Annotated in this window: 17 protein-coding genes and 1 pseudogene; 1 reads left to right on the forward strand and 17 read right to left on the reverse strand. The window is 54.6% G+C overall.

Features of this window, described 5'->3' with window-relative positions; translation table 11 throughout:
* Window positions 1–377: 377 nt before the first annotated feature.
* From J7382_RS19420 to J7382_RS20045, 4 genes are all read right to left on the reverse strand, one after another.
* Complete coding sequence (locus tag J7382_RS19420) at window positions 378–1,655, reverse strand: TRAP transporter large permease (protein ID WP_209070650.1); 1,278 nt, start codon at window positions 1,653–1,655, stop codon at window positions 378–380.
* A 6-nt stretch (window positions 1,656–1,661) separates the two neighbouring features.
* Entirely contained in the window at window positions 1,662–2,081 is a 420-nt protein-coding gene (locus J7382_RS19425; protein WP_209070651.1) for a TRAP transporter small permease subunit, read from the reverse strand.
* Window positions 2,082–2,256: 175 nt separating this feature from the next.
* Window positions 2,257–3,009 carry a TRAP transporter substrate-binding protein DctP gene (gene dctP / locus J7382_RS19430; RefSeq protein WP_348540058.1) on the reverse strand — a complete coding sequence of 251 codons (753 nt, stop codon included), beginning with the start codon at window positions 3,007–3,009 and terminating at the stop codon, window positions 2,257–2,259.
* Complete coding sequence (locus J7382_RS20045; RefSeq protein WP_247745130.1) at window positions 3,006–3,236, reverse strand: hypothetical protein; 231 nt, start codon at window positions 3,234–3,236, stop codon at window positions 3,006–3,008. The genes dctP and J7382_RS20045 overlap by 4 nt, the downstream gene beginning before the upstream one ends.
* Window positions 3,237–3,308: 72 nt before the next feature.
* On the opposite strand from J7382_RS20045, the gene J7382_RS19435 reads away from it, so the two are divergent.
* Window positions 3,309–4,073, forward strand: a complete 765-nt coding sequence (locus J7382_RS19435; RefSeq protein WP_209070652.1) for a helix-turn-helix domain-containing protein — start codon at window positions 3,309–3,311, stop codon at window positions 4,071–4,073.
* A 70-nt stretch (window positions 4,074–4,143) separates the two neighbouring features.
* Here J7382_RS19435 and J7382_RS19440 read toward each other — a convergent pair whose 3' ends face one another.
* The 13 genes and pseudogenes from J7382_RS19440 to J7382_RS19500 all read right to left on the reverse strand — a co-directional run.
* The gene (locus tag J7382_RS19440) at window positions 4,144–5,511 is read right to left on the reverse strand and encodes an insulinase family protein (RefSeq protein WP_209070653.1); all 1,368 of its coding nucleotides are present in this window, start codon (window positions 5,509–5,511) and stop codon (window positions 4,144–4,146) included.
* Between the two features lies 1 nt (window position 5,512).
* The gene (locus J7382_RS19445; RefSeq protein ID WP_209070654.1) at window positions 5,513–6,802 is read right to left on the reverse strand and encodes an insulinase family protein; all 1,290 of its coding nucleotides are present in this window, start codon (window positions 6,800–6,802) and stop codon (window positions 5,513–5,515) included.
* A 196-nt stretch (window positions 6,803–6,998) separates the two neighbouring features.
* Entirely contained in the window at window positions 6,999–8,045 is a 1,047-nt protein-coding gene (locus tag J7382_RS19450; RefSeq protein ID WP_209070655.1) for an AraC family transcriptional regulator, read from the reverse strand.
* Window positions 8,046–8,106: 61 nt separating this feature from the next.
* Window positions 8,107–8,259: a hypothetical protein gene (locus J7382_RS20050; RefSeq protein ID WP_247745131.1), complete on the reverse strand. Its 153-nt coding sequence runs from the start codon at window positions 8,257–8,259 to the stop codon at window positions 8,107–8,109.
* A gap of 857 nt (window positions 8,260–9,116) precedes the next feature.
* Window positions 9,117–10,301, reverse strand: a complete 1,185-nt coding sequence (locus J7382_RS19460; RefSeq protein WP_209070657.1) for an iron-containing alcohol dehydrogenase — start codon at window positions 10,299–10,301, stop codon at window positions 9,117–9,119.
* Window positions 10,302–10,386: 85 nt separating this feature from the next.
* Entirely contained in the window at window positions 10,387–11,781 is a 1,395-nt protein-coding gene (locus tag J7382_RS19465) for an aldehyde dehydrogenase (RefSeq protein ID WP_209070658.1), read from the reverse strand.
* 372 nt (window positions 11,782–12,153) lie between these two features.
* Window positions 12,154–13,566: a 3'-5' exonuclease gene (locus tag J7382_RS19470; RefSeq protein WP_209070659.1), complete on the reverse strand. Its 1,413-nt coding sequence runs from the start codon at window positions 13,564–13,566 to the stop codon at window positions 12,154–12,156.
* Window positions 13,566–14,087: a hypothetical protein gene (locus tag J7382_RS19475; RefSeq protein WP_209070660.1), complete on the reverse strand. Its 522-nt coding sequence runs from the start codon at window positions 14,085–14,087 to the stop codon at window positions 13,566–13,568. Before J7382_RS19475 ends, J7382_RS19470 begins: the two co-directional genes overlap by 1 nt.
* A gap of 18 nt (window positions 14,088–14,105) precedes the next feature.
* Window positions 14,106–15,941 (reverse strand): DUF294 nucleotidyltransferase-like domain-containing protein, encoded by a 1,836-nt coding sequence (locus J7382_RS19480; RefSeq protein WP_209070661.1) that lies wholly within the window; start codon window positions 15,939–15,941, stop codon window positions 14,106–14,108.
* 171 nt (window positions 15,942–16,112) lie between these two features.
* Window positions 16,113–17,900, reverse strand: a complete 1,788-nt coding sequence (locus tag J7382_RS19485; RefSeq protein WP_209070662.1) for a sodium:solute symporter family protein — start codon at window positions 17,898–17,900, stop codon at window positions 16,113–16,115.
* 15 nt (window positions 17,901–17,915) lie between these two features.
* Window positions 17,916–18,176: a DUF4212 domain-containing protein gene (locus tag J7382_RS19490; RefSeq protein ID WP_058241217.1), complete on the reverse strand. Its 261-nt coding sequence runs from the start codon at window positions 18,174–18,176 to the stop codon at window positions 17,916–17,918.
* 74 nt (window positions 18,177–18,250) lie between these two features.
* On the reverse strand, window positions 18,251–18,871 hold the full coding sequence (locus tag J7382_RS19495; RefSeq protein WP_247745132.1) for an adenylate kinase: 621 nt from the start codon (window positions 18,869–18,871) through the stop codon (window positions 18,251–18,253).
* A gap of 6 nt (window positions 18,872–18,877) precedes the next feature.
* A pseudogene (locus J7382_RS19500) lies at window positions 18,878–19,077 on the reverse strand (acetyl-coenzyme A synthetase); the annotation flags it as partial.

Below are 19,077 nucleotides of genomic sequence, written 5' to 3' on the forward strand. Positions count from 1 at the left end.
CATAACCTGAAGGTCGTAGGTTCAAATCCTACTCCCGCAACCAATATATACAACACTAAACAAAAGATTAAGATTGATATCTAAACGTGCCGTTGCGCGCTACAGATATCTTTCGCGGAGAAGCAATTGGGGCAAAGGCGAGGAAGATAGGGAGGACCCCTTGGACGGTAAAGGCAGGTGCCGGAAAATGAACACACATGGAACCACCAAAGTTGCGGAAACACGGGCAGCAACGTGCTAAATTCAAGACCATCGCACCTAAAGCGAAATCAATGCCTAAACCGCAGAACGCACATACGATCACTGTCTCTGCATATGTGTGCCGATCATTTCGTAAGAATTTGAGAGTTCAGAAAGGGGAACTTTTCCATTCGATATTATTTGTAGAGCAGTTGTGGCAACCACAGGACAAGCTGCGGGACGAAAGTAAGCAGTAAGAGGACACCGACCAACGGCAGAAGGAAAGGGAGCGTGGCCTTGACACATTGTTCAAAGGGAACTTTGGACACACGTGAAAGTACAAAGAGCACCATACCAACGGGCGGGGTGAGAAGACCTAGCATGAGATTCAGAATGACAATTATGCCGAGATGAATAGGATCTATGCCAAATTCGGCGGCCACTGGCATGAGTACCGGCACCAAAATTGAGATGGCTGCAATGGTTTCCATGAAAAGCCCGACGATCAGTACGATTGCCATGATCAGGAGCAATACGACGGTTCTACTGTCTGTGAACGACAGGACAAATTTTGCAAACTGCGTTGCAATTTGATTTGCTGTCAAAATCCATGCAAAGACAGACGCGGCCCCGACTATCAGCATGATTGCTGCAGTTGTTTCTATGGTTTCAAGAGAAATCACAGCCAGCTTGCGTAATGTAAGCGTGCGGTAGACCAATGTTCCGAGTACTAGCGCATAAGCCGCCGCACAGATCGCAGCTTCAGTGGGGGTGAACGCGCCTGAAACAATTCCGCCAACTATAATAACAGGTGTCATAAGCGGTAGAAATGCAGCCTTGAACCGTGTCGTGATGAGGGGCGCGCTGAAGGCAACATCGCGTGGGTAGGCGCGTTTGCGCGACATCCACCACACCATGATCGCCAGGGCGCCCGCCATCATGAGGCCAGGGACGATGCCTGCTACAAAGAGCTGCCCAATGGAGACAGAGGCCATTACGCCAAAGATCACCAGCGGTAAAGAGGGCGGAATAATCGGGCCAATGGTTGAGGAGGCTGCGGTAACTCCTACGCTGAAATCGTCATCGTAGCCTGCTTCACGCATGGCTTTGATCTCAATAGCGCCGAGCCCACCAGCATCGGCAACAGCAGCGCCCGACATGCCGGCAAAAATAATGCTCGCCCCGATGTTGACGTGGCCCAGTCCGCCATACAGCCAACCTACAATTGCGCGGGCGAAGCCAAAAATACGGGCAGTGATGCCTGCGGAATTCATCAAGGCGCCTGCAAAGATGAAGAACGGAATGGCGAGCAGTGGGAAGCTGTCCATGCCATTAACCAAGTTGTGCATCAGAAGCACTGGTGGCAGGCCAGAATGAAGAATGTAGGCAAAGGACGCAAGCGCGAGCGAGAAAGCGATTGGCACCCGCAAGAGCATCAGTCCGAAGAGGGAAGCAAAGAGTATAAAGAGACCCATAGGTGATTAGCTCCGTGTCGCAGTTTTCAGGCGGATGGTGATCTGCGCGGCAATCACCATTGCATTGATCCCGGCCAGAGCCATGACTGCAGCGTAAAGGTAGTACTTGGGGAATGGTAATGAGACCATTTGCTGAAACGACGTGCGCTGAATGAGTTCCCAAGCTGACCAGAGAATTGTCGAGCATAGAGCAAAGCTGGCGCCAAGTGCAAAAAGATGGACCCATTTCAGGTAGCGTCCATAGTATTTGTCAACGAACTCCAGTGCGATGTGGGAACCCGTTATCTGGCAGCGAATAGCGCCGCAAAAACTCAAAAGTATGAGCAGATACCGTGCCGCCTCTTCGGTCCAGGCAATGGAGTCATTGAGAACGTAGCGCGTGAAGAATTGTAAAAACACAACGCTAAAAAGTGCAGCGAAAAGCACAAGGAGCGGGTAGTCTGCGATGCTTATCTTAAAGGTATCGAAGTGGATTCGTCTTCTTGAGCAAGAGCGTCAAAATCGATTTCAGGCGCTTGGGTCGTGTCCGACATCGGACCATTCCTTTCGAATTGCAGCTGGGCCCACCACACCAAGGTGGAATGATGGGCCCAGTTTACGTTTATTCTTTGATGGCCTGCAGGCGCGCGAAAATCTCTGGTGTCCAAGGAACATCAGCGCTGGTCAGCATGGGTGATACAGCCTCCATGAAGGGCGCTCGATCCACTTCATTGACGGCCACACCCTGTGCGCGGAACCAATCGGCAAGCTCAGCTTCAGAAGCGACGATTTCATCAGATGTAGATGCTGCAGCTTCTGCCAGCGCGTTGAGCAGGGCTTGGCCGTCATCGCCCATTTTCCCCAATGTTACTGGAGACACTACCATGGCCAGAGAGTTCGTAATATGGCCTGTCAGGTTGATATTGGACTGCACCTCGTGAAACTTTTTAAACTGGATCGTAGGTAGCGGATTTTCCTGTGCATCAACGACTCCCTGTTGCAGTGCGAGGTAGACCTCTGCGAAAGCCATAGGAGTGGGGTTGGCTCCGGTTGCCTTGGGGAACATCTGATAAGCTGGGGCGTTTGGTGTGCGAATTTTCAGACCGTCCATGTCATCTGGAGACATGATGGGCTTGTTGGAGGTGACATGACGCGCGCCGTAGTAGGTCATGGCGGCGATAGTGTTGCCAGATACCTTGCGGTACTCCCCGCTCATTTCGTCAAAGAGATCGGAAGCAACATAGGCCTTCCAATGCTCATATGAGCGCATGGTGAAAGGATAATCGGATATGCTGATCGGCCCGTAGGACTGGCCCAAGAAGGCAACTCCGGTATAAATCGCATCCACGGTTCCCAGAGACAGAGCCTCATTCAGCGCCGCTTCTTTGCCGAGTTGCGAAGCCGGGAAGACTCCATCGTGTAGCGCCCTTCTGTTGCCTTTTCCAGAAGCTCAGCAGCACGCTCCGCTGCGGTATGGTAGGGTGTGGAGGCCTCATAGACATGCCCAAAACGCAGGACCTCTTGCGCCCAGGACGCCGACAGGCTTGTTGTGACAGCCATGGTCGCGCCAAGTGCGACGGTACGGATGTAAGACAGTTTCATATTTTTCCTCCCTGATGTGAGTTGAATGGTTTGCATATTTGAAACAGTGTGCCAAATACGAAAGGGTGACGCATGACCAAGACGGCTCAATCCTCCTATTCCGCGCCAGCGCTCACGCGAGGCCTGAAGATCCTTGAGATTGTAAGCAAAGTGCCTGAAGCGCTGAGCACTCAAGACATTGCTGCGGAACTCGGTCGCAACCGCAATGAAGTCTTTCGTATGATCGCTGTATTGGAGGCTGAGGGTTTCCTAGAGAAAGCCGGTGCCGGCTATGGGTATGTAACCACATCCAAGCTCTTGGAGATGGGCCTTAACGCGCCGGTAATTAAAGATATTTTGGAATTTGTTTCACCAATGGCCGACGAGTTCTCCGCCCGTAATGGGGCACCTTGTCAGTTGGTGTTACCAAGTGGTGACGAAATGGTCGTGATGAAGCGTTGGGAGCCTCCTCTGCGCATGTCAATTAGCGTCCCAATCGGCTCCCGCAGGCCGCTCGAAGACTCTGCTTCGGGCATTGTCATGCTCTGCGCGATGAACCCATTTTTATATTCAGAAACGGAGACGCGGATTCAAAAAAGAAATCCGGATTTCTCGGTGCAGGACCTCGCACCTTATCGCGACTCGCTTTCGCAAAACGGTGTTTTGCGTTTCAATAGCCGCTTTATGGCAGGTGTTGTAGATCTCTCCGTCCCACTCGTATCCTTGGGCGGGCAATTGCATGGTGCTCTAACAGTGCCTTATGCCAACAACACCACATGTGAAGCGAGCGTTGAACAAATTGAGGCCGAATTGCTGAAGATTAGGAACAGCATCGCGACATCAATGTTGCGGGCGTAGCCCAGGCAGTACATTTTCAGAGTGCCTTGGGATGGCGTGACGCAAGTGTTTATGGATTGCTCACCCCCGGTTACTGCGAGAGTTCTGAAATACAGAGGCTCAGAAAACTGTTCTTCGGTAGCTTACAGTAGCCATTGGATACGATGCTGCCTACTGGAGCCGCGCCACCACCCATCAGTATGATGAGAAACTCATCCAAAGGTGGCAGATAGGACGGTGCGTTGCGCGCAATTTCCCCGGCTTCGGCTGCATCTACAGCACTAAACAGCTCGATGGATATTTGCCCCGAGCTGCCTTCTGGGTATTCTTTAAGATATTCTTTCGCTGCCCACCCAGGCTCAAAAAATAACTTGTTGAAGTATTGTCTTTGCAGCTGTTGGACCTGTGTTTCCAATCCCGCTATGTTGATAGCGCCAGCGCGGGTGGATGTATAAATCTCCTGCATCCTGGCAAAAACCTGCTGCCAGTTGCTGTCTTTCACCGTTGCGCTGAAGGATAACAAGCCGTGATTTTGAGCTGGAACGACGAAATTTGAACGAGGGTCATAGGCCGCGCGCATCTCCTGTCGGATAATGCGAAACATCTCTGAGCCTTGATTTGCACCGATGTAATCCATCAATGCCTGTGCTCCAATATGTGCCTTGGGAGTTGCGAGTTCTCCGTAATGCACGAAAAGTATCATCATCTCGCTAGCATCAGGATCTGCCAGATGAATAACTCCCTTAGGTAGCGCTTCTATTTCTTTTCTTTCAGTCAGTAGTTTAGCCCATTGGGCAAATGGCAATTCCCATGCCGCCGTCGGTAGTTTGGATAGTAGCCGACCGATGCGACGTTCTATCTCTTCGTCCTCCGTTCTCACAATGGCGTGGTGTGGGCGACCAAACAAGAGCCTGCCCTCCGTTTCCGGCTGGCCCACCTCCTGGGTCGGAAAGGTCATAAGAGTGGCAACTTCTGCGAGTACCTCTGCGGGGCGTCTGCGTTGGCTTGATGGAAAACGCCTTTCTCTTTCACGAGCTCTATCATACCAATCAGAGCTGTAAGTTGGCTCCAGTAGAAGGTTTTCAAGGTGTACCACTGTCTCTGGAAACACTTCTGACGGTGCTGATATCGTAAGTAAAATGAACTGATCTGTTTGCGCGACAGTTTGAAAGATCCCTTTCTCACTTAGAAACTGCTCGATTTCAAAGGCGGTTCGGCTTGACGTTCCCCCCGCAGCCACGCTCAAAAGTCCCGCTTTGAGTGCCGCAACGCGTGCTTCCGTGGGGTTTTCGATTTTCCAAGCCAAAGTCAGCGATGTCAGACCATTGCGCATGGGCGTCAAAAAGACAAAGTTTGTGTCTCCTGATGTTGCTATTGTCTCTGCATGTGCGGGCTGAACCGCAATCAATGCCCAGATGATGTGCAGGCAGCACAGAAAGCGCCGTATTATTTTTTTCATATCAATCGACTTTTTCTGCAAGTATCACGGAGGTTGGCGAGGACTTCACGATGGTGTTCGCAAAATAGATAACATCTTGATCTGATGTGCTGTTTATCAGTTCTTCGTAGAGAGATGGCGTGATTGGAGGAAACCCGTCAGCGGCTAAATTTTTGAGAAATTGTAGGAACATAGAGGGTCTGCGAAGACTCTCTCGTGCGTTTACCAGTTCCTCTATTCGCGCCTCTTGGATTTCTTTTGCCGTGATGGGCTCCGACAACAGATCATTTACAAGCGCTATGAGCGTTTCATGCGCGACCTCCAGATCAAACCCCGGCATCAGCTGCACATCAATCGTGATCTCCAAGTCAGCGTTTACCGCAAAATACCAACCTGAGTTGAAGTCGATGAAGCGAAGATCGGTGTAGTAGACTGATTTTGCCAGACGTTTCTGCAGAATGGAGGACGTCAGGAAGAAGGCGCCCTGCATATCGTAGCTGCTGTCACGGTCTTCAAAATCGATGAACTTTGCGAAGTAGATGGTATCGCGGGGAATGCGATCTGTCTTGATACTTTGCACGGCATTCAGGTTTGCGATGGGCTTTTGATTGAGCCAGGGTTTGCTTGGAAGCGCCGTAGCTTGGGTGTCCCCGAAAATGGTGGCAACCTGCTCTTTTACTTTGTCTACATCGACCTTGCCGGAAACGATTAGAATGACATTGGAGGCAACATAGTGGGTCTTGTGAAATTCGTATGCTTTCTCAAGGCTCAATTGGGGCAAGTCATCTACCGCATTGTCCGCACGTCCACGCAGCGATCCATAGAGATTTTGTAGAGCGAGACGTCGCAGCCAACGATGAGGGTACTGTCGCTCATGAAGCAGGATTTCGCGCTCGACAATGCTAATTTCGCTTTCGGCAAAGCCCTTGGGGAGAGTGGGGGTGTCGAGTACTGCGCGCGACAAGTGCAGCAATTGATCCAATTGTTCCACCGTTCCTGAGTTTGTGTAGACGGTCGCAACGTTGCTCGTAGAGGCAAAGATATCGCGCTCCCGAGGTTGACGCAGTACCGTGGCATCAGCTGAAAATGCCGCCAGATGCTCGGTCAGGTGCGCTGTGCCTGAGGGCTCGGGATCGTCATAGGCACCTGACAGAACGATCAACTGAACATCAATTCGATCAAATTTGTCCGTCGGCACGACAAAGGCAGAATGCAAGCCACCTCTGTTTTCTAGAGGAATAACGGGTTGTGCGTGAAGGGCTGAGCTGAGTGTGGCGACGGCTAGAAACAAAAAGAGAGCGATAGGGCGCATCGAATGCCTTCTGTATCGCAACGCGCAAGAGAGAGGTATCCTTGTCAGCGTCACGTTTTCACGAGATGGGTTTTCTAAGATAAGTTGCATTCAATGTTGCTGATTTCAAGTATGTGAAACCGTGCATGTGCTGCTGTATCTTTTGAAGCGCGCCTCGTATCTATTTGTTTTGAATGTTTTAATAAGGGATTTGGCCTCAAGATTTGGCGTTCGTTTGTTTGCGTACCTCGCCTGGTGTCTTGCCATATTTTTTCGCGAAAGCGCGGGCGAAGCTGGCCGGCTCAGCGTAGCCGACACGCCAAGAAACCGTTTCGATATTCAGCCCGGCGGATGCCAATAGTTCGTGCGCTACGGCCATTCTTGCATCTGAGTAAAGTTGGCGAAAACTGGTTCCCTCATCTGTCAGGCGCCGGCGTAATGTGCGTTCGGTCAAGGAGAGTTTGGCTGCCACATCTTCGATTTGTTGATCGGTGCCAATGTTGTCCACTATTGTGTCACGCACCTGTTGTGACCAGTGGGGTAGAGTACCGGTTTGTTGTTCTAGCAACTGCTTACACTGGTTAAGGCAAAACTTGAGAGTCGCGGCATCAGATTTGGGAAGTGGTTTGTCCAAAATTGCAGTTGGGAAAGCCAAAGCGTTTACAGGTTGTGCGATTTTGATGGGCACCGAGGTGATACCGGTCAATTGTTGCGCATAGTCAGCGGCATTTTCCTTGTATCTGGCCTCGAACGCGTCAAATTCCGGTTGCTGTAGAAGGTCAGTGATGAATTTCACCGCGGTCACCAGATGGCGTTCCAGAATGAACCTCTGCGCCATTTGGGGAATGTCGCTTAAATCAAATTCTAAACGGGCTTCATCTCCCTCTACTGCAAGTGACATATCGGCAATCATGAAGGAGAGTCTGGCGTAGTCTATCGCGGTTTCAATGGCAGCTCTGAGAGTTGGACTGGTCAGGATCGCAAATCCCCATATGCCAAAGGCGTGCACATTGGTCGCGCGTCCGACTGCTACGCCAAGGCCGACATTGTTCGGAACCAAACTCATCAGGTTTTCGATCGCCAGTATCTCGTCTTCTGTGCTGTGAGATGCATCTGTGTCTGTAAGCATCTCGGCTGACACGGATGTGTTTTCTAAGCAGGCTTCCGGTGAAACCCCATGTTTGGCCGCCTCTGCGCAAAGCAGACGCAGCGTTGTAGACGGGCGAGCGCGTGTTTGAATAACCATTGGCAGCATTTTGGGCATTTGTCCGAAAATATCAATGATTTCACGCTACGTTTTGAACGCGCCACTTGGCGCGCTGCCACTAGCCTGCATGTGCCTTAAGCCAAGAGGCTTCCTCACCGGGCTCTGGCAGGATACTGCCACCCTCCATAACCCAGCTTGCAGGCACATCCACTGTATCGGCGATGACGTCAGTCGCGGCGATGCCACTATGTGTTTGAATGGAAGTTTTCATGCGCTCCAAAAGAGACGCTTTTTGTCTGAATGAACGCCCTGCGCGTATACTTCCAAAAAGAAACACGCTCTTGCCATTGATGGGGAGTTGGGGGGCGTCTTCAAAAAAGAACACATGCACAAAGGTGCGTGGCGCGCCAGTGATTTCGCAGTGGATATCTGTGATATCACTCGCAATTCTGGATTTCGCATCCTTTGAGATGAAGCCATGAACAGCGTTGCACATGTAGAGTGGCATGAAAATTACTCCTGTGGATTTCGAATGGAGGTCACGACCTCATTGGCAGAACGCCCGGTCGTGGATATGCAAATCGTGGCCAGTTCATGCAGGAGACGGGTCCGCTCCTCTTGAGGTAGAGGACGGTTTGAATGCAAGGAAGCGATCACGGAAGTAGAAGGTTCTGCTGCTGTGAAACCGCTGCCTTTTGGAACGACGATCTAGTCGATGTCAGCAGGGACTTTAAAGGCGCGGTCTACGAAGGCTGAGATCTGAGATCTCAGGTTTTTTTCAATTAAGGCAGAGATTTGCTCATCCTGAACGATGCACATGACCGGTATCATGAGTGACTTCCTTCCAGAGGGAGATATTTTAGGGCTTAGGCTCAGGACACATTAATTTTTCTGTACCGGCGCCAAAATCGCAAAATATCAGGAGTTTGAGATGTGCTGGGCGTAGTGAAACCATTTTCAAGCATCTCACGCCACTGAGATGCAGCGATTTCTACGTCTGAGATTTGGCGGATGTTCGAACTGAGTATCGTCACATATCCTTGAAATAGAAAACTATTTCTGTGGTCATGTTCCTTGTCAGTTCGAAAATCTGCCAAGCTGGTGCTAAAATATTAATGGGTCCTGAGCCTAGAGTGGCTGACCAGATTGGACGGAAAGTAGAATGGTGTTTATATCTTCTTTCCGCATACGTTTTGGCACCGCGTAGGACGTGCGCGCTTCCTTTAGCGCATCGGCTGCGATGGCATCAAAATCGGCTTGCTGCAGATCTTCCAAATGTGCTGGAATTCCCACGACGGCGGACAGAGTATCCACGCGATCAATGAAAGCTTGCGCCAATTCGTGTGTTTCTTGTGAGGTCGAATTTCCTTGCAGCATGAATTCCAGAGCAGCGAAGCGGTCCGCGCAGACCTGTTTGTTGAAGCGTAGCACACGCGGTAAGAGTACTGCATTGGCGAGGCCATGGGCAGTATTGTAGTGGGCACTAATTTGGTGCGAAATTGCATGCACATAGCCTAGGCTTGTACGTGTAAAGGCATTCCCAGCTAGGAAAGATCCAAGAGCGACCATCTCTCGAGCGCGCACATCCTGTGGTTTTGCGTAGGCCACAGGCAGAAATTCAACGAGCAGGCGAATGGCCGTGGCCGCATCGCGCTCGGTCTCCGGCGTGCGCGCCAGAGATGTATAGGATTCAATGGCATGGGTGAGGGCGTCCATGCCGGTGCCTGCGGTCATCGCGGGAGGTAAAGATACAAGAAGGTCCGTGTCAAAGGCCGCGGCAATGGGCACGTATTTCGGATCTACAAAGAACGTCTTCTTGTGCGTTTCAGTGTCAGACACTACAGCGACAGTGGTGACTTCTGAGCCCGTGCCAGACGTCGTCGCGACCACATAAAACGGCAACAAAGGTTGATCGACTTTCAGGATGCCTGCAAGTTTTTCAAGAGGCTTTTTGCTGGTGCTTGCGGCTGCCATGACTTTTGCAGCATCAATCGCTGAGCCGCCACCTACGGCAAAGACAGCATCACAGTTGCCATTGCGAATTGCGTCTACGCCTTCTTGAACAACGGCAAAGGTTGGGTTGGGGACGATGCCCTCATAGATCGTCACTTCGCAGCCTTCTTCCTTCAGGAAAACTTGTAGTTTATCCAGCATTCCGGCCTTCAACATGAAACTGTCAGTGACCAACAAGGGCCGTCTCGCGCCACTGCGCACCATGAGGTCAGCGAGCTTGATCATTGCTCCAGAGCCGGAAAAAGTAAGAGGTTTTTCAGGGGTATAAAGACGGTTCATGATTTTGAGGGCGTAGCCCATAGGGGAGATAGACATACTGATTTCCTTGTGAGGTATCAGAGGGCGGCCGCTACTAATCGGAGCCGCCACAGGCAATGGTGGAAGATTATACGAGCTTCTGGATCAGTTTCATCTGACGGTCGGAGTGGCCGTAGTATTTGAGGTTTGGTTCGAAATCGAAGGTCTTTTCGAGTACCGGTTTCATGTGTGAAAAACACTCAAAGCTAAACTCGCCATGGTACCGTCCCATGCCGCTTGTGCCGACACCGCCGAAAGGAAGATTGGCGTTGGTGGTTTGCATGACTGCCTCGTTGATTGCGCCACTGCCAAAGGGAATTTCAGACAAAAAGCGCCGTTTGGTTTCTGTGTCATGTGAGAAAAGGTACCCGGCCAGCGGTTTTTCGAGCTGATGGACGATGTCAAAGGCTTCATCAAGCGTATCAAATGTCATCACGGCGATTATGGGGCCAAAGATCTCTTCTTGCATGATGGGATCTTCAAGTGAGACGTTGTGCAAAATGGTGGGGCGCACCACTCGCTCTACGCGATTGCTGTCGCCGCCATAGTAGACTTTGTCCGGGTCAATCAGCCCTGCGACTCGATCAAAGTTGCGTTCGTTGATGATCCTGGTGAAATTGCCACGTTCCACAGAGAAGTCATTTTTCTCGATTTCATGCACCATGCGCTCCATCACCTGATCTTTGATACTGCTGTGTGCGAGCACGTAGTCCGGGGTCAGGCAGAGCTGGCCTGAGTTGAGAAACTTCGCCCAAATCATACGCTTAACGCCAACATTGATTGGTGCGTCTTTGGCGAAGATGGCGGGGTTTTTGCCGCCGAGTTCCAGGGTCACATTGGTCAGATGGGGCGCGGCGGCCTGATTGACAATGCGACCAACTTGGGGACTGCCGGTGAAAAAGATTTTGTCCCAGCGCTGATTGAGCAACGCCGTGGTTTCTGGGATCGCACCTTCGACGACGTGCAGATAGCCGGCGTCGAAATTCTCATTGATGATTTTCGCCATGATCTGGCTGGTACGTGCCGGAAGCTCACTTGGTTTGAGCACGGTGGTGTTGCCTGCCATCATGGAGCCGACCAACGGCACGAGTGAGAGGTTGTATGGAAAGTTCCATGCACCGATCACCAGAGTGGTGCCAAGAGGCTCCGCAACGATGTAGCTTTTGGCGGGTTGATTGAGCAGGTTGGTGGGAACTTTACGCGGCTTGGCCCAGGTTTTTAGATGCTTGATGGCCAAGCCTAGCTCTTCGTAAAGTGGAAATAATTCAGTGAGTTGCGTCTGGTGTTTGGACTTTCCAAAATCCTCGTAGATTGCGTCGAACATATCCTGTTCATGCGCCTTAAGGAGGTCGCGCAACTTGATGAGTTGTTTGAGGCGGAAGTCCACTGGCAGCGTTGCTTTCGTACGGAAATACGCGCGCTGCGTTTTGACGACGTTTGCGATTTTATGGTCCACGGGGGTGTTTTGCGCCTGAATGTTCATAACGTGCACTCCGAATGAGAGGTTCTAGGTTGGATACCTGTGCTGATCGAAAGCAGCGGATGCCCTTAAACTGCGCATTTGAAGGGTAAATCTGTATGTCGGATGCGGACAATGTTCTGACAGTTTCGGACACGGGCTGATCATCGGATGCCCGAAAGAAACGCCGGACACAGAGTGATCCGCACAGCTTTTCAGCAGGGGCGCAACAGCGGGTGGGCGCGGGTGTCAGAAATGGCGGGAAGCTCTGCGAAACCACGTCGGTATTGCGTCTGTATCGCGTCGGTAATGCGGAGGTGGAAAAATCGTTAAGAAAAATAATTCCTGCAACGCTTGCGCCGCGCCTCTCTGGGCGCAGACGCAGCGGTGTGAGGTTCAGTTCAGATCGTCGAGCAAGCGGCTGTGCTTGCGGGTCTGCTCCAGAACCTGCGCCAAGGTCTGGTAACCACGTGCTGCCAGCATCGGGAGCATCTTACACAGCACTTCGGCAGTGGCGATGGCGTCGCCCTTGGCGGTGTGGCGCACTTCTGGGGGGATCGTCACGCCAAGACGCTCACACAGCGCATCCAATGTGTGCTGTTCGGTGATGCCAAAGAGGACGGCGGACAGAAGCACAGTGTCGAGGATCGGCTGCGGCCAGGAGATATTCATCTCATTGCCGTGGCGCCGCATGAAAGCCATGTCAAAGGGCGCATTATGGGCAACGATGACAGCATCGCGCGCAAAGTGGTGGAAGGAGGTCACCGCCGTCTTGGGAGAGGGCGCGCCACGCACCATCGTATCTGTGATGTGATGCACGCGTGTGGATGCGGCAGGGATTGGTCGTCCGGGATCAATCAGGCTGTCGATTTCTTCGCCGGTCAGGATCTGATTGCGATAGACCCGCACTGCGCCGATTTGCACCAACTCGTCCTTGTGGGGCAACAGCCCGGTGGTTTCGCAGTCAAAGACCACAAAGGGGATCTGGTCGAGCGCACGGGAGGTGAGGTCGGAGGGCACGGAGTTGCTGAGAAGTTCAAAGTCAAACGTCAGAGGGCGTGTGTCTTCTGGCGCGATGTCTGCATGGGCTTCGTCGATCAGGATCAGGTAACTCTTGGCGTCCTCCAGAGGTTTGAGGCGGGCCTCAAAAGAGAGCAGCCCGTCGGCACTATGCGCTTCAAACTGGGTTTCCTTGCCTGTCTTCACGAGTTGGGTGTGTGCTGCGAGCAGAGTCTTGCGATCCAGATAGTCGAAGATGGAGGCATCCAGGCGGGGGGGCGCGATCTGTGCCAGCGTGCCGGCGGCCTGACCATCGTAGAGTGCAATGCGATGCCCGGAGCCAATCAGCAGGATGGCCACAGGAATTTCTGTCAGCAGCGCGGTGAGCTGTGCGCGGTCGGTGGCGAGTGCGGCGGTGGCCTCGGCGATCTGATCGGCCACATCTTTGGAGGTGCTGTCCAACTGAATGCTGATGGCTTCGGCGGCGGGGGCAAGATCACCAAGGTAGCGCGCAGCGTGCGTGTCGACCGTGGCGGCAACCCCTGCGTGGGCGCGCGCGCGTAGGGTGGTGGACAGTGCCATGATGGGTTTGGCGACGTTTTCATCAAACAGCAGCCAGACGCCCGCTGCCAGCCCGAGAAAGCCAAAGGCTGCCACGATGCCAGCCAGTACGAAACCATTGGCGGTGCCATCGGTTAACGCGCTGCGATAGCCGGTCATCAGGGCGAGCCCCATCACCACCAGTCCCCCCAGCGCCATCAGCGCAAAGAGCAGAAACATGCGCAGTCGCAGAGACAGGTGGCTGAACATCACGACACCTCGCAGAGCGCGGTCAGCAGCGCATCATCGGCGTCAGGGGAAACCCATTGCGCACCTGCGATGGTGCCATCGGCCTCAAATGTGATGGCATCGACCAGCGCGGCGCGCTGACCTTTGGCGCAGTCAGCGGCCACATTGAGGCGATGCAGAGGCGACCAGCGGCCATAAAAATAGACCTGTGCGAGACGCATGTCCGGCTGGGCGCTGTTGGTTTGCAAAGATGCGATGTCGAGCGCGACAAATCTTTCGGTCAGCGGCGCAAGATAGGTCCATGGGCGCCATGCGGCGGAGGTTTCCACAGTTTCGACCACCTCAAGCCCTTCGGGCAGAGTGGCCGTTGTACGGCTGTACCAGCTGTATTCAGAACTGATGGTGGCGGCGATCATGGCGGCGCCAGCGGCCACAGGCGTGAGCCAGCGTGGCAAGCGGTTGCCGGTGACGCGCAGGATCACCATCATCAGACCGGCACCAGCGACACCGGCGAAAATCACACCGAGCAATTCAATAAACATGGGTGGACTCCTTGGGGGTTAGCTCAATGCGTTTTTACCGTGGCCTATGGCAGATTGCAGCGATTTCACCACGACAAAAGCGTCGCGCAGATGGCTGCGTTCAAAATCTGAGAGGTCGGCGGGCGCAAGGAAATTGTCAGGGGCATCAGCGGCCTGAATTTGACGCCATTGGTGTTGCAGCCGTGTCTGGGCGATCAGATCGTAGGCTGTGAGCAGATCGGCGGCCCCAGAGGGAGAGAGCCCGGCATGCCCAGAGAGCGCTGCGCGCAGGCGGGCGCGGGTGTTGGCGGCGGGCAATTGCCCCTGAAGGGCGCAGAGGCGGGCCAGATCCACCACGGGCACCACGCCATTGTGTTTCATATCCAACTGGTGCTTGTGTTCGCCTGAGCGGATGGTGGCCAGCCCGCGCAACAGCCCCAGAGGGGGGTGATGTTTGAGCGCGTTTGAGGCCATATGCGCCACAAAGATAGAGTTTTGCGCGGCGGCTTCGAGCGTGTCGGCCTGAAGCTCTGCAAAGCAATCCAGTGCGCCGCCGATTGGGCGCAGGTCAAACATGACGCTGGCGAGCATCTGGGCTTCGGGATTTGGGGTGGAGATCCAGTTTTTGAAATAGTCCTGCCATACGGCCAGCGGCTGACGCCAGCGGTCGGCTGTGGCCATCATATCGCCCGGGCAATAGACGTAGCCGCAGATGTTGAGCCCGTCGCAGACAAAATGGGCGAGTTTGTCAAAATAGCCCTGACGCATCTCCTCGGTGACGCTGTCATCCAGAATGAGGCAGTTGTCCTGATCAGAGACACCGGTTTGTTCCTGACGGCCCTGAGAGCCGCAGGCCAGCCAAAGATAAGGCACCGGCGGTGGCCCATATGTCTCTTCCGCCAGCGTGAGCAAGCGGCGGGTGACTGTGTCAGCCACATCCGTGATCAGGCGGGTGACGATGTCATGGCGATGCCCGGCACCCACGAGCTGGGCCAGCAGTTGAGGGATGCGGGCGGTGACCTCGGCCATCGCCTGAGCGGTTTCTGCCGCTGCGATGTCGCGCACCATTTCGGCGCTGGTGACGGCCTGAAAGCGGGTGAGGTCAGTTTGTGTGACAATGCCGACCAGTTGCCCGGCATCCACGATCGGAATGTGGCCGATGCCATGTTCCATCATCAGGTGCAGCACGTCAGAGCCAATCGCAGAGGAGGGCAGGGTGCGGGGCGCAGGGGTCATGATCTCGGCCAGTGGCGTCTGACGCGGGCGGTCTTCGGCCAGAATGCGTCCCACCAGATCGCCGGTTGTGATGATGCCTTTGAGGTTGTCCTGATCCGTGATGCAGATCGAAGAGATGCCTGTGCTCTGCATGGTTTGCGCAGCGGTATGCGCGGTGTCTTCGGGCAAGAGCGTGACCGGGGTGCGGGCCATGATATCCGCCACCTCGGTGGTGGCGAGATCACTGGCCGGAGATTTGCGCAGCGCCGGACCGGTACGGTCAAAGAAGCGGCGCACCTGTGGGGCGTCATTGATCAGGGTCTGAAAGGCCTCGGTGGGCAAGATCAGCAGGGTGCAGTCGCTTTCGCAACGTGCGGAGGTCGGGGCGGTGCCGTCACGCAGCAGGCCACGTTCGCCAAAGGAATTGCGCAGGCCCAGATGAGAGACAACAACGCCATTCTCGTCACAGATTTCGACGGTGCCATTATAGATCAGATAGAGGCCCGAGAGCGTATCCCCGAGCGTATAAATTGGGGCGCCTGTGGGCAGGCTGATCCGTTCAAAAACAGGGGCCAGCGCCGTAAGGGCGTCTTCGGATAAAGTGTCGTACGGGTGCACGGAGCGCAGGAAGCGTGTGACTTGTTCGGCTGTAAGCGGCATAACGGCACCTTTTCACGGGGTGCGGGATGCTGCAAGCGGATGGGGGGCACCAGCGCTGGAGGCATCCGGCGGTCTTTGGAGAAAGGTCCCACCCGGCAGAGCGCCGGAGGGGACAGGCATAAAGTGGCGGCAGGTACGGGGGGAGCCCTGCCGCCAGTGGGTGCTGGTGGCTCAGTGATCCTGAGCGGCACCAGCGCCGCGGGGAACGCGCACGCTTTGGACCAGTGCTTTGATCTCATCGGGTGTTTCTTTGGTCATGCCAGCCACGATGTAGGCGACAGCAAAGTTCACCGCTGCACCGATGGCACCGAAGCTTGTGGATTTCACAGTGCCCAGAAGCGGGTCAGCATCGGTGAAGGAGTTGGTGCCCGGAATGAACAGCCAGCCCTTGTGCAGGAAGATGTAGATCAGAGTGACGGTCAGACCTGCGAGCATGCCAGCAACCGCGCCGGTGTTGTTGATCTTGGTGGAGAAGATCCCCATCATCAACGCCGGGAAGATCGAGGCTGCCGCCAGACCGAAGGCCAGCGCCACGGTTTGCGCCGCAAAGCCTGGAGGGTTGAGACCCAGCCAAGTGGCCACCGCAATCGCCACAGCCATGGCAACACGTGCAGACAGAAGCTCACTCTTTTCAGAGATATTCGGGTTGATCGCGCCTTTGATCAGGTCGTGAGACACGGCCGAAGAGATCGCCAGCAGAAGACCCGCAGCAGTGGAGAGCGCAGCCGCCAGACCACCCGCTGCCACCAGACCAATCACCCAGGATGGCAGGTTGGCAATCTCAGGGTTCGCCAGCACGAGGATGTCACGGTTGAACTTGGTCAGCTCGTTGCCTTCCCAGCCTTTTTCCGCTGCAATCGCCTGCAGATCCGCATTCTTGTCGTTGTAATACTGGATCTGGCCGTCGCCGTTCTTGTCTTCCCAATCCAGAAGACCGGTTTTCTGCCATGTGGCCATCCAGTCATACTCTGCATCGTTTTCGATCTGCTGAACGGTCACAGCGCCGCCGTCGATGCCGCCATTTGGCCACATCAGCTCAGAGATGTTCAGGCGTGCCATGGCACCAACCGCAGGGGCGGTCAGATAGAGCAGGGCGATGAACACCAGGGTCCAGCCCGCAGACCAGCGCGCGTCAGATACTTTTGGCACAGTAAAGAAGCGCATGATCACGTGGGGCAGACCTGCAGTACCGATCATCAGGCTCAGGGTGAACAGAACCATGTTGAAGGTATCGGCATGGTGCGCCGTATACTCCGCAAAGCCGAGCTCGGTCACAATCGCATCCAGTTTTGCCAGCAGAGGCTCACCAGAAGCGGCGTGTTCACCAAACAGACCCAGCGCAGGAATTGGCGTGCCAGTCAGCTGCAGGGAGATGAAGATTGCCGGAATGGTGTAGGCGGTGATGAGAACGCAGTATTGCGCCACCTGCGTGTAGGTCACACCCTTCATGCCGCCAAACACGGCATAGGCGAAAACCACACAGGCACCGATCAGCAGACCTGCGGTGTTGGACACTTCCAGGAAGCGGCCAAAGGCCACGCCCACACCAGTCATCTGACCAATCACATAGGTGGTGGAGGCCACGATCAGACAGACAACCGCAACAATACGCGCGGTCTGACTGTAGAAGCGGTCGCCGATGAATTCCGACACGGTGAACTTGCCGAACTTACGCAGATATGGCGCAAGCAGCAGCGCCAGCAGCACGTAGCCACCGGTCCAGCCCATCAGGAAGGAAGAGTTGTCATAGCCTGTGAAGGCGATGAGGCCAGCCATGGAGATGAACGAGGCCGCAGACATCCAGTCCGCAGCGGTCGCCATACCATTGGTGACCGGGTGAACGCCGCGTCCGGCGGCGTAAAATTCAGATGTGGATCCCGCACGGGCCCAGATCGCGATGCCGATGTAAAGCGCGAAGGACGCGCCCACAAACAGCAGGTTGATGGCAAATTGGCTCATTGTCCCTCTGGTCCCTTATTCTTCGTCAACGCCGTGTTCGGCGTCGAGTTTGTTCATCTTCCAGGCGTAGAAAAAGATCAGTGCCAAGAAGACAAGAATGGACCCTTGCTGTGCAAACCAGAAGCCAAGGTCAGTGCCGCCAACGGAGATGCCCGCCAGCATCGGACGCAGCAGGATGCCGAACCCGAAAGAGACCAGCGCCCAGATGACGAGGCTGATCAGGATGATGCGCACATTGGCAGACCAATATGCGGCGTTTGATGAGTTGTCAGACATGTACTGTCTCCTCCCTCTCGATGAAGTTCCTCCACATCTGCTCCCCTCGATGAGAGGGGCGCAGATGCATCCCTTTACGCGCTCGCCTGAGAGACGATCGCGGCAAGTTCTCCTGCGATGGCGTCGATCTCGCCCATCGCATCCACAGGCTTGAGAACGCCTTTGCCTGCGTAATAGTCAATCAACGGGGCTGTCTGGGCATGATAGGCCTCAAGCCGCTGCACCAGAGTTTCCTCGTTGTCGTCCGCCCGCACGGGCTGACCTGCGGCCTTGGCCTGTTCGGCCCGGTGCAGGATACGTTCCACAAGGATTTTGTCGTTGACCTGAAGTTCAATGGCCGCGCTCAGGGTCACACCGGCCTCTTCCAGCAGGGCCCCCAGCGCATCTGCCTGTGCCAAGGTGCGGGGGAAGCCATCAAAGATGAACCCTTTGGCCTTGGTGTCAGACAGTTTCTCCTTGATCAGGCCGATCACGATGTCATCGGTGACCAACTCGCCACGCTCCATGACCTCAGCCACACGTTTGCCCAGTTCAGAGCCGCTGGCCTTCGCCTGACGCAGCATGTCGCCGGTTGAGAGCTGAACAAGACCATGGGTTTTGACGAGCAATTCCGCCTGTGTGCCTTTGCCGGCCCCGGGAGGGCCGAGCAGAATGACATTGACCATGCGGGTGAGTGTTTCGCTTTGTGCTGACATCTGATCTCACCCTTTGTTCATGCGGTTTTCGATGAGGTCGTCGACCACGGCTGGATCTGCCAGCGTGGATGTGTCCCCCAGGGCGGCGTAGTCGTTTTCTGCGATTTTGCGCAGGATGCGGCGCATGATTTTGCCGGAGCGGGTTTTGGGCAGGCCCGGCGCCCATTGGATCAGATCCGGGCTGGCGATGGGGCCGATTTCGGTGC

The sequence above is a fragment of the Shimia sp. R11_0 genome (genome assembly GCF_017744035.1).
GTDB classification, from domain to species: Bacteria; Pseudomonadota; Alphaproteobacteria; order Rhodobacterales; family Rhodobacteraceae; genus Shimia; species Shimia marina.

Bases quoted from the DNA above. Each gene is read 5' to 3' on its own strand.
- J7382_RS19440 (WP_209070653.1), bottom strand. From the start codon at position 5,511: ATGAAAAAAATAATACGGCGCTTTCTGTGCTGCCTGCACATCATCTGG.
- J7382_RS19460 (WP_209070657.1), bottom strand. From the start codon at position 10,301: ATGGGCTACGCCCTCAAAATCATGAACCGTCTTTATACCCCTGAAAAA.
- J7382_RS19450 (WP_209070655.1), bottom strand. From the start codon at position 8,045: ATGCCCAAAATGCTGCCAATGGTTATTCAAACACGCGCTCGCCCGTCT.
- J7382_RS19485 (WP_209070662.1), bottom strand. From the start codon at position 17,900: ATGAGCCAATTTGCCATCAACCTGCTGTTTGTGGGCGCGTCCTTCGCG.
- J7382_RS20045 (WP_247745130.1), bottom strand. From the start codon at position 3,236: ATGAAACTGTCTTACATCCGTACCGTCGCACTTGGCGCGACCATGGCT.
- J7382_RS19465 (WP_209070658.1), bottom strand. From the start codon at position 11,781: ATGAACATTCAGGCGCAAAACACCCCCGTGGACCATAAAATCGCAAAC.
- J7382_RS20050 (WP_247745131.1), bottom strand. From the start codon at position 8,259: ATGAAAACTTCCATTCAAACACATAGTGGCATCGCCGCGACTGACGTC.
- J7382_RS19470 (WP_209070659.1), bottom strand. From the start codon at position 13,566: ATGTTCAGCCACCTGTCTCTGCGACTGCGCATGTTTCTGCTCTTTGCG.
- J7382_RS19480 (WP_209070661.1), bottom strand. From the start codon at position 15,941: ATGCCGCTTACAGCCGAACAAGTCACACGCTTCCTGCGCTCCGTGCAC.
- J7382_RS19420 (WP_209070650.1), bottom strand. From the start codon at position 1,655: ATGGGTCTCTTTATACTCTTTGCTTCCCTCTTCGGACTGATGCTCTTG.
- J7382_RS19490 (WP_058241217.1), bottom strand. From the start codon at position 18,176: ATGTCTGACAACTCATCAAACGCCGCATATTGGTCTGCCAATGTGCGC.
- J7382_RS19495 (WP_247745132.1), bottom strand. From the start codon at position 18,871: ATGTCAGCACAAAGCGAAACACTCACCCGCATGGTCAATGTCATTCTG.
- J7382_RS19435 (WP_209070652.1), top strand. From the start codon at position 3,309: ATGACCAAGACGGCTCAATCCTCCTATTCCGCGCCAGCGCTCACGCGA.
- J7382_RS19445 (WP_209070654.1), bottom strand. From the start codon at position 6,802: ATGCGCCCTATCGCTCTCTTTTTGTTTCTAGCCGTCGCCACACTCAGC.
- J7382_RS19475 (WP_209070660.1), bottom strand. From the start codon at position 14,087: ATGTTTATTGAATTGCTCGGTGTGATTTTCGCCGGTGTCGCTGGTGCC.